Here is a 15,271-nt window from a genome sequence, read left to right as displayed (position 1 = left end):
TGGTGTCCGCCTCCTTTCTTCTGCCTGGTGCTACCGTATCACTAGATCCCCGCTGTCCGTTTTGATATCAATTGGATGCCGGCCGCTTCCTTGCGAGCCTGTAATGTGATGATGATCTTTATGTGCTGTATCAGCAAATGAATACGGCGAACTGACGCTCCCGCTCGCTGATTTAGCCTTGACTGTAAAGCTGCCGTTTTCGGGAAGGCTCAGATCAGCATCACCGCTTGTCAGCGTGACAGATACAGGACCTGATACCTTTTTCAGTGCGGCATCTAAGTTTCCTGAAGTCAGCTTCACATCAAGAGAGCCTGATACATCAGCCAGATTCGCGTCTCCTGAAGCTAAATCAATGCCGGCTGTTTTGGAGACCGTATTGGAAATGGTGACATCGCCGGACGATCCATTTACTTTCATGTCTTGAAGGCGGACGTCCGTCACTCTCATATCTCCGCTCGCAGATGCTGCGTTCAGCTCAGTAAGCGCAAGACGCTGATTCCCGTCCACAGATATGTCCCCGCTTGAGGTCCGCACCGTCAGATCACCTTTATAATCATATGGAATCCGGACGACAAGGAAAGAACGGTTAAACCCATTCAAAAATTGAAATTCTTTTTCCTTTGCGGTCAGCTCCAGTTTCCTTTTGCTTTCAGTGACAAATAACTTTCCCGATTTTCCTGAGATACCTGCCGATATGTCATTTCGTTCTTCCGCTATGATCCGGACATTCTTGTGATCCGACTGAATGACCACGCTGTCGATATCCCCCGGCAATGCGCTGGCTGAATCGGCTTCAGTGCCGCTTACGAACCCCAAGCCCGCTGCAAACACGTCTTTTACCACGACGCCGAAAAATATAAGAATACCAGCCATGATCAACAGTTTGCCCAGCATTTTTTTCATTCGATTTCATCCTTCTCATTCATTCTATTATAAAAGAAAAGCCTGTGAATTGATACATGCGGAAGGGAAGGACTTGTCCGCAAATCCTTCCCCGTCACGCTTATTCATTTGCTGCTTGTGATGTCTGATCTTGTTTTTGCAGCGAGAGCGCCCGCATGTTTTCAATCTCCGCTTCCACATCATCTGCGAATTCTTTTCGTGTGAGTTCTGTGCCGGCTTCTGCTGACTTTGAATAATTCGCGCGGATTTCCATTTCCTCAATACGATTTTCAATGCGTAAAAATTCACGATACGCGCTTTCGCTGTCAATCTTGTCAAATGTCGTATTCATATGCTCTTTTGCTTTCGCGGCATTGGCTCGGGCAATCAGCGCTTGTTTTTTATCCTTTACGTCCTGAAGCTTTGTTTCAAGTGCAGCCAGCTGTTCTTTCAGATCCGTCAGCTGACTGTTGGCTTGTTCATAGGACACTTTATGCTCAGCCGCCTTCCCTTCTAAATATTTCATTTCAGTCAGTGCCTTTTTCGCAAGTTCTTCTTCACCTGCGTCAAATGCGAGCTGTGCCTGATTTTTGCGTTTTCCAGCCACCTCAGCTGCTTCTTCATATTTTTTCTTAAATTGATAGGCAATCGTGTGCTGTTTTACAATTGTTTGTTTTGCTTTTGCGATGTCACTTTCCATATCACGGACATATTGATTGAGCATCACCTTTGGGTTCTCCATTTTATCAAGACCTTCATGAACTGACGCAACAAACATGTCTCTGATTCTTTTTAATACCATACCTGATTCCTCCTCATATGCTGATATTATTTTTTCTTCAAAAATTCTTCCCATTCGTCATCAAAGTGAGATTGATAGGCAGCCGAAGCCGGTTCCGGATCAAAAGATGATACACCGTTATCAGCTGATCCGTTTTTCATCAGCTTCCAGCCGTAATACACCATAGCTGCCGCCAGCGCCAGTCCGACGACAAACGGAAGTGAGCAGATGAGCATGATCGCTCCGATACCGCCTACGATCATTCCTGTGATGGTTTTTCCTGCAGCAAACCTTTTGATTCCCGCGTATGTCATCAAGCTCCCGATGGCGAGCGGGATAATAAAGCCGAAGCTTCCTCCTCCAAAAAAGACGGAGATCCCAAATACAATTAATAAGAATCCGCCTATTGTTCTCTTGTTTATCTTCATGCAGATCCTCCTTTCGTTTTCCTTGTCTTCATCTTAAACAAATTAGCATTTGCGCAAAACGAATCAGAGATTGATTTTGATATAAGACCGGAGTCGTATCTCGTGCCAGACCTATGGACACAAAAAAACGCCATGCACGAGGCATGGCGTTTCAAAACCCTTTACAGATGAACACTTGCTTCCCTTTCTTTGACCAGGTCGGCCTGTTCTGCTTTGGCCAGCTTTGTAAAAAGCAAAATGCCGATACCCGCAATAATTTCAACAACCCCTCCAACAGCGATTACAGGTCCTGAACCAAAGGCGTTTGCAGCATACCCGCAAATGACAGCTCCGGCAGGTATGGAAATATTTGAGATCATATGTATAACGGCGTAGACCTGCGGCTGATCCTCACTATCCACAGATGTCTGGATAATCGTGTACTCAGGAACATTTACAGCACTGACTGCGGCGCCAAAGGTAAACGCAGCGAGAAAGACGAGCGGCAAAAAGGTATTCATCCCGGTAATAAAGAAAGCAAATCCTTCAATAATGCCGGCAGTTACGAATAGCAGACCGTACCTGTTTACTTTGACTTTCGCCAGCACAAATCCCAATAAAAACGCGCCTGCGGCGGTAGTGGCCTTTAAAAGCGAGTAAACGATCGGCTGACCGTTTAAATCTTCCGCAACGTAAACGGCTGAGAGCGCTTCCCAAGGGGCAGCCGCGAAATTCATAAAGATACAGTAAATGGCGAGCGGATATAAAATCTGATGTTTTCTGACGAGTGTAAACCCGCGTTTCAGCCTGCCCATATATGTGCCTCTCTGCGTAACGGCAGCAGACTCTGATTGAGATTCAACCGCAGTATATTTAATGAAAAGGACGAGAAAGCCAGAAACCAAATAGAGAACAAGTGCGATAAGCATTGTATAAGAAGGGCTGATAAATGTAAGAAAAGCGCCGCATAACGTGACAGCTCCGAGCCGGACAATTTGAGCCGAGGACTGCAGCACAGCGTTTGCTTTTTGAATGCCCTGTTCATTTACAATTTGGGGAATTAAAGCTATGGAGGCGGGATTGTAGGCAGCCCCTGTAGCAGAATGCACAATCATAAGCGACATGACAAACCACAGCGGAGAAAAGCCCGCAAAATGACAAAGAGGAATAATCAAGACAACCACTGCCCTAGTCAGGTCTGAAAAGTACATCCAAAATTTCAGCGTGTTCTGCTTCATGAAAGGGCCCGTCACAGGCGCCAGCACAGCTTCCGGCAAAAAAGTGACAGCAATCAATAATGCAGTGCCGATCGCGCCTTTGCCGTCATAAATTAAAAACCATAATATCGAATTAAATGCGAACATATCGCCGGATATCTTGACTATTCTTGAGAAAAAAAGATAATTAAAATTTCTCTTCCAGATGCTATCACTTTCAATTAAATTCACCATCTATCAGAGCCCCCTACTGCCTATTTTTTACATCTATTTGTTTCAATATCTCACTTTTCCATTTTTCAGTCAATAATTCATAAGGTTCATTTTTTGTCGTAAAATGGGTAATTGACAGAATGAAAAACAAAAAAGCCGGCATGTATGGAAACACGCCGGCTTTCGTTTTCTCTTTTTATGATTCGCTGCTGTTTCGGTCCCGAAATACAATAGCACTTCTTTCATATTCTACATCGGCAATGCCGCTTCTCACATTCACTACCCGTGCGGCGGCAAAAAAATAATCAGACAGACGATTGAGATAACGCAGCACTGTTTCATGGATCTCCTCCGATTTCATCAGCGCCGCCACTCTGCGTTCCGCCCGCCTTGTAATGGTGCGCGCCGCATGGAGAAGCGAAGCGCCCTTCGATCCGCCCGGAAGAATAAATTTCTTCAATTCTGGCGCTTCTGCTGTATAGGCATCAATGCGCGTTTCTAAAAAGGAAACGGATTCTTCATTTAGTGTATAGTCTTTTCTTTTTGTGACGATTGCCAAATCGCCTCCGCAGTCAAACAGCTCATGCTGGATGGTGAGCAGCTCGGCTGTCACATCTTCAAAGCCGGGCTGCCCGGAAAGCTCTGCCAAAGCAAGCCCGACAAAGCTGTTCAGTTCGTCAATCGTGCCGTAGCTTTCGACGCGAAGGCTGTCCTTGTCCGTTCTGCCTCCAACTAGGCTCGTTTGTCCCTTATCGCCTGTTTTTGTATATAGTTTCATGCAATATGTCTCCTTTACAGACTTATTCAAACAGCTCTGCCGCTTCTTTTACACATTCAGCTGTTCCGATCTGTATCAATTGGTCGAGCCGCTTATCTATGTTTTCAGATTGACGAGCTTGTGTCGCAGCGATGAGAATATCCCCCTCTGCCCGTCTGTCCCCTAACACTTTCACCCGTTCTGCTTCGGCAGCCATAAGAGCTTTGACAAAGAATTGATCTGCCGCATAGCCGTTGATCAAAATCCATATCGAAAAGCCGGACATGACGCATATCGTAATGGAAAGTTCTCCATCTTCATACGTTCGATACACGAAACGGCCAAGCCTTCCCGAAGAAGCCATCGCACAAGTTTCCGCCAGCTGAAAACCGTTTTCTGCTAGGTAGGCCGTAAGCCCTTCTATAGGGTCTGTCTGAACCGGCAGCAGTTTATGGATCAGCGTCCTGCTCCATGAAAACCCTGCACCGACAGGCGCGGAGGACAGGGTACGAAGCGGAATTTCTGTCTGCAGAAAAATGTCATCGCACCCCGCTTGGAGCAAAGCTTCAAATGGGATAGGTTTATGCTTCACGCTGTTTTGTTCAGGCTGAATCGCAATCATCGGTTTAGATGAGCTGTGATGGACCAATGTGGTGACATCTGTATTGTACACGGCCTTTATGTGATGTTCTGTGACAGCATATTCCGGTTTTTGCTTAGGTATGGCTGTACCGTTTTTCATAAACAAGAGCTCATCACAGTACAGGCTCGCGGTGTTCAGATCATGAAAAACGCTGACAGCCGCCAATCCATTTTCTCTTGTCAGGCGTTTGATGAGATCAAGCAGGTCTTTTTGATAAGCCAGGTCGAGAAAATTTGTCGGCTCGTCCAGAAATAAAATGCGCGGCTGCTGCGCCAAAGCTTGGGCCAAATACACCCGCTGCTGTTCCCCTCCGCTTAGTTCTCGGATCGATTTTTGCGCAAAAGCGGCCACTCCTGTTTGCTCCATTGCTTCCTGTACAATGGCTTCATCCTTGTCAGTCTGCTGTCTGAACAGCCCTGTTTGAAATGGATATCTGCCGAAGGCTACAGTTTCTTTGACGGTAAAGGTAAAGGCTTGATCCGTTTTTTGCGGCAGGACGGCCATCATTTGCGCCAGTTCCTTCGGTTTATAGTCAGCCAGCGGTTTGCCAGCCAGATAAACGCTGCCCTCCTTGGCCCGCAGCGTACCTGTCAGCAAGTTCAAAAGCGTAGTTTTTCCGCTTCCATTAGGGCCGAGAATACCGAGAAATTCACCCTTCTCCACTGTTAAGCTGACATTGTCGATCAGCTCGGTGTCTCCATAGCCCCCTGACAGCCCGTCTGCTTTTATCATAAGCTTCTCCCCCCGCGGTGCTGCCGAATTAAAATAAGGGCGAAAACAGGCGCCCCCGCCAGGGAGGTAATGATCCCAATCGGCAGTTCAACCGGCTCGATGATCGTTCTGGAAAGCAGATCGGCCAAAACGAGAAAACCTGCTCCGAGCAAAGCGGACAGCGGCAGTAAATGCCGATGGTCCGTGCCCCACAAAAGCCTTGTGATATGCGGAATGACAAGACCGACAAAGCCGATCGTGCCGGATACAGCCACAGCGCTTCCCGTCAAAAATGAGCCCGCTATTAAAATCAGCATTTTTCTCCGCTGAACGCTGACCCCGAGAAGCTTTGCTTTGTCTTCTCCATATGTCATCACATTCAGCTCTCTTCCGTTAATGATCAGTAAAATGGTTCCCAAAAGAAAAAACGGGAGGAACAGAACAACATAGCCCCAGCCTCTCATCGAGACGCTGCCTAGCAGCCAATGCACAATCGGCAGCAGGTTGTCTCCTGTCAGGGCAATGATAAGAGAAATAAACGCGCCCAAAAATGAGTTGATGATGACACCGGTCAAAATGAGGGTGGAGACAGACATCGAAGCATGAACGAGGCGGCTGAAGGAAAGAACCGCCGCAATCGTGGCAAGTGCCGCGGCCACACTCACAACCGGGAGTGTAAACCCTCCGATGACAGGAAGCTGCAGGCCGAGGAACAGGGTCACAACCGCTCCGACTGAAGCACCGGATGAAACACCGAGCGTGTAGGGATCAGCAAGCGGATTTTTCAACAGCCCCTGAAAAGCAGCCCCCGCGATAGAAAGAGCCGCCCCCACAAGGGCGGCCAGCACAACTCTCGGCAGTCTGATATTCATCATAATATTTGTGTACATCGGGTCATCAGGGCCGATTGAGCCGCCGAAGCCTTCATGCCAGAAGACACGAAGGATAGCGGGAATAGGAATTTGCAGGCTGCCGCAAGAAATTCCCAAGATGATGCTTACTGCTAAAAATGAAAAACCGATGACATATGCGGCAAAACGATTATTCCTTAAACGTATCCGGATAAATGCTTTCGGCAAGTTCTTCGACCCCTTCGATCAGACGGGGACCGGAACGTGTCACGAGATCAGGATCCACATCATACACGCGATGATGTTTCACAGCATTGATTTCGCTCCAGCCAGCGCGTTTTTCCACTGCTTTCGCTTTCACTCCGTCTGTTGTAACGATAGCATCAGGATTGAGTTTTACGATCGCCTCGTCTGTCATTTGCACCCAGCCTGTTTGGTCCGCTGCTGCGTTTTTAGCATGGATGACATTGAGCATTTCATTCATAAACGTGTCTTTTCCGGTTGTGTAAATGTCGGGAGCAGGAGAAACCTCGATAAATACGCTTTTCTCCTCGTCTTTTGAAATGGTTTTCGCTTTTTCTTGAATATCCTGCAAATCTGATTTCATGCTTTTCACGAGCTGGTCAGCTTTTTTCTCTGTCCCGGCAGCTTCTCCGATCATTTCAATTGATTTGTAGACCTCGGAAAATGATTGCGCATCATTGACAGTCAGCACGGTTATGCCCGCGTCCTTCAGCTGTTTAATGGCATCCGCTGACGCTGACATGGAAGACTCATGGGCAAGAACGAGATCTGGCTTTAGAGAAATGACTTTCTCAACGTTCACATTCATATCTCCGACCTTCTCAACCTTTTTGACTTCCTTTGGATATGTATCGTTTGTGGTGACACCGACCACTTTTTCACCAAGACCGAGAGCGTATGTGATTTCTGTGTTGCTCGGCATTAATGAAACAATCGTTTCCGGCTCCTTTTTGATGGTCACATCTTGCTTTGACGCATCATCAATGGTGACAGGAAACGCTTCCGTCTTTTGTTTTGCCTTGGAATCCTTCTGATCTGCCGTATTGCCGCAGCCTGCTATCATAACGGCAGCCAGCAGAAGCGCAGTCCATATTCCGGCTAGTTTTTTCATCATCTTTCCTCCTAAGTGAACTAAAAAAAGCATCTCTACGATGGTAAAGATGCTGTAAACAACACAAAAAAGCCTATTGTTTACACATCATCTGTCCTCGCAGATTTCGTGCTGATCAAACAGGCAGGTATCCTGGCTCTTGGCGCTATGGCCAATTACAGTGGCGGGACCGCACCGGCTTTTACCGGTTTCCCTATTAAGCCGGCTGTTGTTCACGGACCGGCACCTATTTGACATTCGTATCCTTTTTTCGGAGTAATTATACTATATGACTGATAGGCTTGTATATGTGTCCTGAATGACTTTTCCCCGCTATGTGTATGGGAGCAAAATCCTCGTAAACACTAAATTTGTTCTTGTATACTTTATACCATCATCAATGAAAAGGAATGATCTTATGGATTTACAGCTAAAAGACAAACTTGTCATCATCACCGGCTCGACGTCCGGCATCGGGAAAGCCGCGGCAAAAAGCTTTCTGCAAGAGGGTGCGGCAGTCATTGTCAACGGACGCAAACAGGAGACTGTCAATCGCACGGTTGAAGAGCTTTCTGGCTACGGAACGGTGCATGGCGCGGCTGCTGATTTGTCAAAAACAGATGAAGCAGCGGCTTTTATTGAAAAAGTAAATGAAATCGGTGATGTCGATATCCTTGTCAACAACCTTGGTTTCTTCGAAGTAAAAGACTTTGCGGATGTGACAGATGAAGAGTGGAATCAATATTTTGAAGTGAACGTGATGAGCGCGGTTCGGACAAGCCGCCACTTCCTTCCAAAAATGCTTGCCAAAAACAGCGGCCGCATTTTAAATATCGCAAGTGAAGCAGGCATCAAACCGCTTCCAACGATGATTCCGTACTCAATGACAAAAACGGCGCTGATCAGCCTTTCAAGAGGAATGGCTGAAATGACCAAAGGCACGAATGTGACGGTCAACTCAGTGCTTCCGGGACCTACTTGGACAGAGGGCGTAGCATCCTACATGGAGGGCGCCGCACAGGCAGCCGGCCAGGATACAGATACATTCATCAAAGACTATTTCAAAGTCAATGAGCCGACTTCTCTTATTCAGCGATACGCGACAGCAGAAGAAGTCGCCAACACGATCGTATTTCTTGCATCTGGCGCCGCATCCGCCATTAACGGTACGGCACAGCGTGTAGAAGGCGGCATTATCCGTTCTCTCTAATATGCAAAAAACGCATCCATGTTTCGGATGCGTTTTTTTATACGTCTCCAGCGAATGGAACGGACTGGTATCCGCCTGTTTCCAGTTTTGCTGAAAACAGTCCTCCCGCGTGAGGCTGCTCGTATCTTTCTGTTTCTGTCATTTGTTCCGTTGCCGTTGTGATGTAAAGGGTTTTTAAGTCTCTGCCGCCGAACGCGCAGCACGTGACATATTTAGCCGGAACGGTGATTGAACCGATTTCTTTCTTCTGAAACGGGTCAATGTGAACAACGCGGCTGCCGCCAAACAGCGCCACCCACAGCATGCCGTTTTGGTCGATTGTCATGCCGTCCGGCAATCCTTCTGATTGATCAAAACGATAGACAGGTTCTGGATTCGAGACATTTCCGCTTTCAGGATCAAACCTGTAGCGAACAATTTCCTGAGTCGGCGTGTCGATGTAATACATTAAATTCCGCTCGCGGTCCCAATCCAAACCGTTCGAGGTGGAGACTTGATCTTTGATTTTGACGAGACTGCCGTCTTGATCCAAACGGTATAGCGAGGCCCGTTTTTGTTCGCCTTCCATGCTCGTCGTCCCCGCCCAAAGCCTTCCGCACGGATCACATTTCGCGTCATTAAAACGCAGGCTCTCATCCATATCGTTCGGCTGTTTGATCTTTTCCAAGCTGTCATCCTGAAGATGATACAGGTAAAATCCATCTTTCATCGTCATCATCAGTTCATCCTTGGAATATTTCGCAAGCGCCGTCACAAAGGACTTGAATTTGATCGACCGGTTGATTTTTTCTTCAGAGTCGAAGATGTGGAGCTCGCTCCCTAAGATATCAACCCAATATAAACGGCCGTTTTCTTCATCCCATAGCGGGCCTTCACCAATGACTGCCCGAGTGTCCGCTTCCAATACTGCATCCATGTGTTACACCTCTTTAGCTTAAGACTATATATTGTTATTCCCGTCAAAGAGGCGGCCAAACCACATGTTTATTGCTTTTTAAAAAGGATGGTAATGACCGTTCCAATGTTCATTCTGCTGTTCACGTGAATCGTCCCGTGATGCAGATGGACAAGCTCCTTGGCAATGGCGAGTCCGAGGCCCGTTCCGGCAGATGAATCTTTTGTGTTCGTCCCTCTGTAGTAACGGTTAAACAAATGGGTGATCGTTTCTTCATCCATTCCCTTCCCGTTGTCCTTAACCTTCAACGAAATATGATTTTTAGTTCGTTCCAGAATGACCTGAATCTCTGTTCCTTTGTCGTTGTGTTTCACCGCATTTCCAAGGAGGTTTTCTAATATACGCCTGAACCACCCTTCATCAAGCGCAAATTCAATATGCTCTTCTTTAGATACAAAGGAGATATCATACCCTTCAGAAAACGGATTTTTCTTAAAATCCTCAATAACGTTTTTAAAAAACGGGATCAGGCTTGTCAGATTTCTCTCAATTGGAAGGGCATCATTTTTCAGCCGATACGTTAAATTTAAGTCTTCAATCAGCTTGGACATGTATTCAGATTTTTCCCTGACAACCTGCCCCATTTCTTTCACTTCCTCCGGCGACCAATCATACTGCTTAGACTCAAGCATCATGCTGTAGCCGTAAATGCTGCTGAGCGGTGTTTTTAAATCGTGCGACAAACCGGCAATCCATTCTTCCCTTGTCGCCTGGATTTTTTCTCTATTTCTCTTATCCCGTCTCAGCGTTTCAGTCAGCTGATCCATGGATTCAAAAATCTCACCGAAGAAGCGATACGGCTGTTTGATTTTCCCCTTTTTGTTTTTGCTGACAGGAAGGCCGCTCCGGTTTTTCGGTTCCTCGAGCTTCCCTTTTGATAGGTTGACCAGCCATTTAATCGTGTGAAAAATCGGCAGCCCGAATCGGAACATATACCAAACTGTCATCCAAATGATATACAGGAACAGAACACCCATGATCAGAAACATCGCCTTTAGAACAACCTTCAGAAATGATTTGTTAAACTCCTGATCGGTGACGTAGACAGGGTTCGGCACCGTAGCGACCATCCATCTGTCTTGATCAAGGATCTTAACGGAAATTTCCCGCTTATAGTTCCAAGGTTTGGAGCTGTATTTGAGCAGCTCCAGCTGGTTCATCGTTTTTCTTTCACTTTTTGTGCTGTTGACGCTGTCAAGGATGTTTCCATTGCTGTCTAATAGGTAAATGGAGCCTTTTTCCTTTTTAATATAGTCGATGGTACTCGGCTTATAATGTGCTGGAACGTCTATTTTTTGTTCACGTTTTCCAATGGAAGCCAGCAGCTGTTCGCTCTTTAATTTCCAGCCTGATAACAAAAGGTATGACTTGTCTTCAATATTGATGGCCCAATAATTCACCTTATACTGATTAAGCTTTTTGGTTTTATAAATAGATAGAAGCTCTTTTTTGGTATGGGTGTTTGGCACGTCTTTAGGCACACTGTAGGAATAAGCGGTTTTCCCTTTGGAATCAATGATTTGCATCCATCCGTCCTGTTTATCGACAGATTTCTTCAGAAAATTATCCACTTCCCATGCCCCGTCTTCGTTTACATCGAGATATGCCTCAAGTGTGTCGGTCGTTGCCTTCGTCAGCCCTGAATTGGATTCCGCATCGCTAAAGCGCGAATCTAAATAGAAAAACGATGCAACCAGCATAACCGTGAGCAGCAGGATCACAATCAGCATCTGCCCGAAAAAATGAAACAAAAATTTCCATCTCAACCTCATGACCGCTTGCCTTCAGGATTCGGGATAAAACGGTATCCTAGACCGCGAACCGTTACAATATACTCCGGATTGCTCGGATCGCGCTCAATTTTTTCCCTGAGCTTGCGAATATGAACCATGACGGTATTGTTGTCGCCATAGGAAGGATAGCCCCACACTTTTTCATAAATTTGATCCTTGGAAAGCACCACATTAGGGTGTTCACAAAAATACTGCAAAAGCTGCAAAAGCTGGGCTGAACAAGCGACGGCACTCCCGCCTACAATCAGCTCGGCATTTTGCGGAGAAAATGTAAAATAATCATATGTATAGGTTTGATTTGAACTTGTTTCTTTCGACTGATATGTGCGCTTGAGGTGGGCTCTGATTCGCGCCGCTAATTCCAGCGGATTAAATGGTTTTGTGATATAGTCATCAGCCCCAACCGCAAAGCCCGACAATTTGTCCGCGTCGGATGATCTTGCCGTCAGGAAAAAAATCGGAGCCTCTGAATACTCTCTGATCAGCGTGCAGGCTTCAAAACCGGACATCCCGCCCATCATGACATCCAGCACGATCAAATCTACCTTATTGGCCTTCACAACCGGAATCGCTGCTTCTGCGCTTGCCGCATCCAGTAAATTTCGATAACCTTCTTTTTCGAGAACGCGTTTGATCATATCCACAATCGCTTTCTCATCGTCTACGATTAAAATTGACGCATTTTCCACTTCTATGTTCCTTTCTGTCACTGTTTTTTCCATCTTATCATTATATCGATTATTTTTGGTGCATTTTTGAATAGGAGTCGTCTTCCCCTGACAGGACAAATAAAAAACGGGAACGTGGCAGTTCCCGTTTCTCGTATTTTCAGATGATAAATGGTTATGAGTTCTCGTCTACCATATACAAAATAAACTCCCAAAACCCCGGAACATCCTGGCACAAAAGCATATCAGCCTTTTCAAACATTTTGATCTTCAGCTCTTGCTCTAAATCTTCTCTTTCTTGAAAGGACGTATTGCTGAGTTTTTTTCTGATCATCGGTGAAAAGCATTCAATCAGATGTTCAATGTCAAATTTATCGTCTTTTTGGTTCTTTTGTTCAAACTCGCCGTTCACAGCTTACTTTCCCCCTTTTTTTGAGCCGCTAGCTGTTTTCTGATATTCTCAAGCCCTTTTTTATGAATGTTGGAGATGTTTTGCCGTGACTCCCCTAATGAATCGGCAATCTCTTGCATCGTGGCACCGTGAAGATAGACTTTCGTCAGCACGCTTTTTTGTTTGTCAGTCAGCTTCTGGATCGCTTGGTAGAGCTGATAATCATGAACATGCTGGCTCAAGTCATCCTGCATATCTAAAAATGCTTCAAACGCATCGCTTCCTGTTTCGGAAGGAAGCCGATCTCCCGTTTCCGGATGATCGACCGTCAGCGGATACCGTTTTTGGTTTTTGCGAACCCGCTTATCAAAATCAATAGAAAAGATGCGAATCATTGAATTCATATACTTGACGATGCGGATTTCCTTATAAAATTGTTTAAATTGCTCGTCCAATGATTTTGCATCTTTTTCGTTCGGGCTTTCCATTACGTTTTTGAACAAACGGTAATGCTGAGGATTGCTCAAAAAATGCTTCACGATGGGATGCTTCATTATCTCCTTACATTTTGATCGCAAAAGACCTTGATAGTCCATCAAACCGCCTCCCTACTAAATTAAATGAAGGAAAGCAAAAAAAAGTAAACTACTACTTTCTGACTGGCGCTTGTCTTAAATACGCCAGCCGCGAGTTTACGTTTTCTTGGATTTCCTTCACTTACATACATGACTTCAAAAAAAGAAGGGAGGTATTTTCCATGGATCAGGTTTTTATAGAGGAAGTCGTAAAACAGATCGGCAATCTGGGATTCCCTGCACTGATTGCAATGTATCTGCTGACCCGATTTGAGAAAAAGTTTGATCAGCTTATCGAACTGATGACAGAACTAAAAGATCAGAAAGCAAAAAATTAATTTTCAATCGAAGTTGACTTTTCACTGGTTTTTTTCACTTAACAAGACAGAAGGGAAAACGAAAGGCCTTTCACCTTCTCTTTCTGCTATCGCATTTAAATTAAGGGAGGAACATTTCATGAAAAAACAAAACGACATTCCGCAGCCAATCAGAGGAGACAAAGGAGCAACAGTAAAAATCCCGCGCAATATTGAAAGAGACCGCCAAAATCCTGATATGCTCGTTCCGCCGGAGACTGATCATGGTACCGTAAGCAATATGAAGTTTTCGTTCTCTGATACTCACAACCGATTAGAAAAAGGCGGATATGCCCGTGAAGTCACCGTACGTGAGCTGCCGATTTCAGAAAACCTCGCATCTGTCAATATGCGGCTGAAACCTGGCGCCATTCGCGAGCTGCATTGGCATAAGGAAGCAGAATGGGCTTATATGATTTACGGACGTGCAAGAGTCACGATTGTGGATGAGCAAGGGCGCAGCTTTATTGATGATATAGGCGAAGGAGATCTTTGGTACTTCCCGTCAGGCCTGCCGCACTCTATTCAAGCGCTGGATGAAGGAGCTGAGTTCCTGCTCGTGTTTGACGATGGATCATTCTCTGAAAACAGCACGTTCCAGCTGACAGATTGGCTTGCCCATACACCTATGGAAGTCATTGCTGCGAACTTTGGCGTAACAAAAGAAGATATTGCCAATTTGCCAGGCGAAGAGAAATATATATTTGAAGAGCCTGTCCCAGGAAATTTGAAAGATGACATTGTAGAAGGGCCGAACGGTGAAGCGCCTTATCCGTTTACCCATCGTCTTCTTGAGCAAGAGCCAATTGAATCAGAGGGAGGAAAAGTATACATTGCAGATTCAACAAACTTCAAAGTGTCTAAAACGATCGCATCCGCTCTCGTAACAGTGGAACCCGGCGCCATGAGAGAGCTGCACTGGCATCCGAATACGCACGAATGGCAATACTACATCTCCGGCCAAGCAAGAATGACCGTTTTTGCATCTGACGGCCATGCGAGAACGTTCGACTACCAAGCCGGTGATGTTGGATATGTTCCGTTTGCAATGGGGCATTACGTTGAAAACACTGGAGATGAACCGCTAGTCTTTTTAGAGATCTTCAAAGACGACCATTATGCCGATATATCTTTAAACCAATGGCTTGCCATGCTTCCTGAGACACTTGTTCAACAGCATCTTGAATTAGGCAAAGACTTTACCGATATCCTTTCAAAAGAAAAACATCCGGTTGTGAAAAAGAAATGCAGTAAATAAAAAACTGCCGGCCTGCAGAGAGCGCTCGTTCTCTGCAGGCCTTTATAAGGAGATGAACCAGTGAAACATCAAATGTCTTCAAATCGATTATTGCGGCTCTCTATAAAATACTTTTTGGCCGCGGCGGCAGTGGTGTTGACCTATTTTGCCGTCATCTATATATTGTTTTCCATAGCAGGAACGAGCTACCGCTCAGCGGCTCACGTCCTGCTTTTTGCCCTGTTATTTCTTGTCCTCGGCCTATTCTTAGAACCATTTGAACGCCTGATGATACATAGCTTTACATTTTTCAAGACAGACAAACACTTATTCATTCTTCTAGCCGGCATCGTACAGCTGCTGTTTTTGTGGATGACTGCTCATACGACAGACGAAATGATCAGCGACATCTGGCTGTCCACCACAGAAGAAATGATTGTCGCAGCCGTTTTTCTGATTTTAGACAAATGCAATTCGGCCCTTCCCACCTAAAAAAAGAACGCATTCCAA

17 protein-coding genes and 1 riboswitch are annotated in these 15,271 nt (G+C 45.7%); of the genes, 4 read left to right on the top strand and 13 right to left on the bottom strand.

Annotation, left to right across the window (positions count from 1 at the left end; translation table 11 throughout):
* Positions 1 to 30: 30 nt before the first annotated feature.
* The 8 genes from liaG to V6D44_RS09390 all read right to left on the bottom strand — a co-directional run bounded on the left by liaG (position 31) and on the right by V6D44_RS09390 (position 7,597).
* Complete coding sequence (liaG, locus tag V6D44_RS09425; RefSeq protein ID WP_202328052.1) at positions 31 to 903, bottom strand: LiaG family protein; 873 nt, start codon at positions 901 to 903, stop codon at positions 31 to 33.
* A 100-nt stretch (positions 904 to 1,003) separates the two neighbouring features.
* Entirely contained in the window at positions 1,004 to 1,684 is a 681-nt protein-coding gene (gene liaH, locus V6D44_RS09420) for a stress responsive protein LiaH (protein WP_087991106.1), read from the bottom strand.
* A gap of 26 nt (positions 1,685 to 1,710) precedes the next feature.
* A complete protein-coding gene (gene liaI, locus V6D44_RS09415; RefSeq protein WP_202328051.1) occupies positions 1,711 to 2,091 on the bottom strand; it encodes a cell envelope stress-induced membrane anchor protein LiaI in 381 nt (126 codons plus the stop codon).
* Positions 2,092 to 2,252: 161 nt separating this feature from the next.
* Positions 2,253 to 3,521, bottom strand: coding sequence for an MFS transporter (locus V6D44_RS09410; RefSeq protein ID WP_202328050.1), 1,269 nt, complete (start codon positions 3,519 to 3,521; stop codon positions 2,253 to 2,255).
* Positions 3,522 to 3,696: 175 nt separating this feature from the next.
* Positions 3,697 to 4,278, bottom strand: coding sequence for a cob(I)yrinic acid a,c-diamide adenosyltransferase (locus tag V6D44_RS09405; protein WP_333516429.1), 582 nt, complete (start codon positions 4,276 to 4,278; stop codon positions 3,697 to 3,699).
* A 22-nt stretch (positions 4,279 to 4,300) separates the two neighbouring features.
* Positions 4,301 to 5,629, bottom strand: a complete 1,329-nt coding sequence (locus V6D44_RS09400) for a heme ABC transporter ATP-binding protein (RefSeq protein WP_087991172.1) — start codon at positions 5,627 to 5,629, stop codon at positions 4,301 to 4,303.
* Positions 5,629 to 6,690 carry a FecCD family ABC transporter permease gene (locus V6D44_RS09395; protein ID WP_087991110.1) on the bottom strand — a complete coding sequence of 354 codons (1,062 nt, stop codon included), beginning with the start codon at positions 6,688 to 6,690 and terminating at the stop codon, positions 5,629 to 5,631. The genes V6D44_RS09400 and V6D44_RS09395 overlap by 1 nt, the downstream gene beginning before the upstream one ends.
* On the bottom strand, positions 6,653 to 7,597 hold the full coding sequence (locus tag V6D44_RS09390) for an ABC transporter substrate-binding protein (RefSeq protein ID WP_087991111.1): 945 nt from the start codon (positions 7,595 to 7,597) through the stop codon (positions 6,653 to 6,655). Before V6D44_RS09390 ends, V6D44_RS09395 begins: the two co-directional genes overlap by 38 nt.
* Before the next feature lie 105 nt (positions 7,598 to 7,702).
* A riboswitch (cobalamin riboswitch) is annotated at positions 7,703 to 7,842 on the bottom strand.
* Positions 7,843 to 7,994: 152 nt separating this feature from the next.
* Between V6D44_RS09390 and V6D44_RS09385 the strand changes: the two genes are divergently transcribed.
* Positions 7,995 to 8,786, top strand: coding sequence for an SDR family NAD(P)-dependent oxidoreductase (locus V6D44_RS09385; protein WP_087991112.1), 792 nt, complete (start codon positions 7,995 to 7,997; stop codon positions 8,784 to 8,786).
* Positions 8,787 to 8,823: 37 nt separating this feature from the next.
* Here V6D44_RS09385 and V6D44_RS09380 read toward each other — a convergent pair whose 3' ends face one another.
* The 5 genes from V6D44_RS09380 to sigO form a co-directional block, all read right to left on the bottom strand.
* Positions 8,824 to 9,702, bottom strand: a complete 879-nt coding sequence (locus V6D44_RS09380) for an SMP-30/gluconolactonase/LRE family protein (protein WP_202328046.1) — start codon at positions 9,700 to 9,702, stop codon at positions 8,824 to 8,826.
* Positions 9,703 to 9,770: 68 nt separating this feature from the next.
* Complete coding sequence (locus V6D44_RS09375) at positions 9,771 to 11,513, bottom strand: ATP-binding response regulator (protein ID WP_202328045.1); 1,743 nt, start codon at positions 11,511 to 11,513, stop codon at positions 9,771 to 9,773.
* Positions 11,510 to 12,223 carry a two-component system response regulator YvrH gene (gene yvrH / locus V6D44_RS09370; protein ID WP_087991174.1) on the bottom strand — a complete coding sequence of 238 codons (714 nt, stop codon included), beginning with the start codon at positions 12,221 to 12,223 and terminating at the stop codon, positions 11,510 to 11,512. Before yvrH ends, V6D44_RS09375 begins: the two co-directional genes overlap by 4 nt.
* Before the next feature lie 154 nt (positions 12,224 to 12,377).
* Positions 12,378 to 12,614, bottom strand: coding sequence for a sigma-O factor regulator RsoA (rsoA, locus tag V6D44_RS09365; protein WP_087991115.1), 237 nt, complete (start codon positions 12,612 to 12,614; stop codon positions 12,378 to 12,380).
* The gene (gene sigO, locus V6D44_RS09360; protein ID WP_202328044.1) at positions 12,611 to 13,147 is read right to left on the bottom strand and encodes an RNA polymerase sigma factor SigO; all 537 of its coding nucleotides are present in this window, start codon (positions 13,145 to 13,147) and stop codon (positions 12,611 to 12,613) included. Before sigO ends, rsoA begins: the two co-directional genes overlap by 4 nt.
* Before the next feature lie 203 nt (positions 13,148 to 13,350).
* Between sigO and V6D44_RS09355 the strand changes: the two genes are divergently transcribed.
* The 3 genes from V6D44_RS09355 to V6D44_RS09345 all read left to right on the top strand — a co-directional run bounded on the left by V6D44_RS09355 (position 13,351) and on the right by V6D44_RS09345 (position 15,253).
* Complete coding sequence (locus V6D44_RS09355; RefSeq protein WP_003221632.1) at positions 13,351 to 13,506, top strand: YvrJ family protein; 156 nt, start codon at positions 13,351 to 13,353, stop codon at positions 13,504 to 13,506.
* A 118-nt stretch (positions 13,507 to 13,624) separates the two neighbouring features.
* Positions 13,625 to 14,782 carry an oxalate decarboxylase gene (gene oxdC / locus V6D44_RS09350; RefSeq protein WP_087991116.1) on the top strand — a complete coding sequence of 386 codons (1,158 nt, stop codon included), beginning with the start codon at positions 13,625 to 13,627 and terminating at the stop codon, positions 14,780 to 14,782.
* 60 nt (positions 14,783 to 14,842) lie between these two features.
* Positions 14,843 to 15,253 (top strand): regulatory YrvL family protein, encoded by a 411-nt coding sequence (locus V6D44_RS09345; protein ID WP_087991117.1) that lies wholly within the window; start codon positions 14,843 to 14,845, stop codon positions 15,251 to 15,253.
* The last annotated feature ends 18 nt before the right edge of the window (positions 15,254 to 15,271 follow it).

The sequence above is a fragment of the Bacillus sp. 0209A genome (assembly GCF_036765095.1).
GTDB lineage: Bacteria > Bacillota > Bacilli > Bacillales > Bacillaceae > Bacillus > Bacillus subtilis_G.
This window is presented reverse-complemented; position numbering and strand designations above follow the sequence as displayed.

Bases quoted from the DNA above. Each gene is read 5' to 3' on its own strand.
- liaG (WP_202328052.1), bottom strand. From the start codon at position 903: ATGAAAAAAATGCTGGGCAAACTGTTGATCATGGCTGGTATTCTTATA.
- liaH (WP_087991106.1), bottom strand. From the start codon at position 1,684: ATGGTATTAAAAAGAATCAGAGACATGTTTGTTGCGTCAGTTCATGAA.
- liaI (WP_202328051.1), bottom strand. From the start codon at position 2,091: ATGAAGATAAACAAGAGAACAATAGGCGGATTCTTATTAATTGTATTT.
- V6D44_RS09410 (WP_202328050.1), bottom strand. From the start codon at position 3,521: ATGGTGAATTTAATTGAAAGTGATAGCATCTGGAAGAGAAATTTTAAT.
- V6D44_RS09405 (WP_333516429.1), bottom strand. From the start codon at position 4,278: ATGAAACTATATACAAAAACAGGCGATAAGGGACAAACGAGCCTAGTT.
- V6D44_RS09390 (WP_087991111.1), bottom strand. From the start codon at position 7,597: ATGAAAAAACTAGCCGGAATATGGACTGCGCTTCTGCTGGCTGCCGTT.
- V6D44_RS09385 (WP_087991112.1), top strand. From the start codon at position 7,995: ATGGATTTACAGCTAAAAGACAAACTTGTCATCATCACCGGCTCGACG.
- V6D44_RS09380 (WP_202328046.1), bottom strand. From the start codon at position 9,702: ATGGATGCAGTATTGGAAGCGGACACTCGGGCAGTCATTGGTGAAGGC.
- V6D44_RS09375 (WP_202328045.1), bottom strand. From the start codon at position 11,513: ATGAGGTTGAGATGGAAATTTTTGTTTCATTTTTTCGGGCAGATGCTG.
- sigO (WP_202328044.1), bottom strand. From the start codon at position 13,147: ATGAAGCATCCCATCGTGAAGCATTTTTTGAGCAATCCTCAGCATTAC.
- V6D44_RS09355 (WP_003221632.1), top strand. From the start codon at position 13,351: ATGGATCAGGTTTTTATAGAGGAAGTCGTAAAACAGATCGGCAATCTG.
- oxdC (WP_087991116.1), top strand. From the start codon at position 13,625: ATGAAAAAACAAAACGACATTCCGCAGCCAATCAGAGGAGACAAAGGA.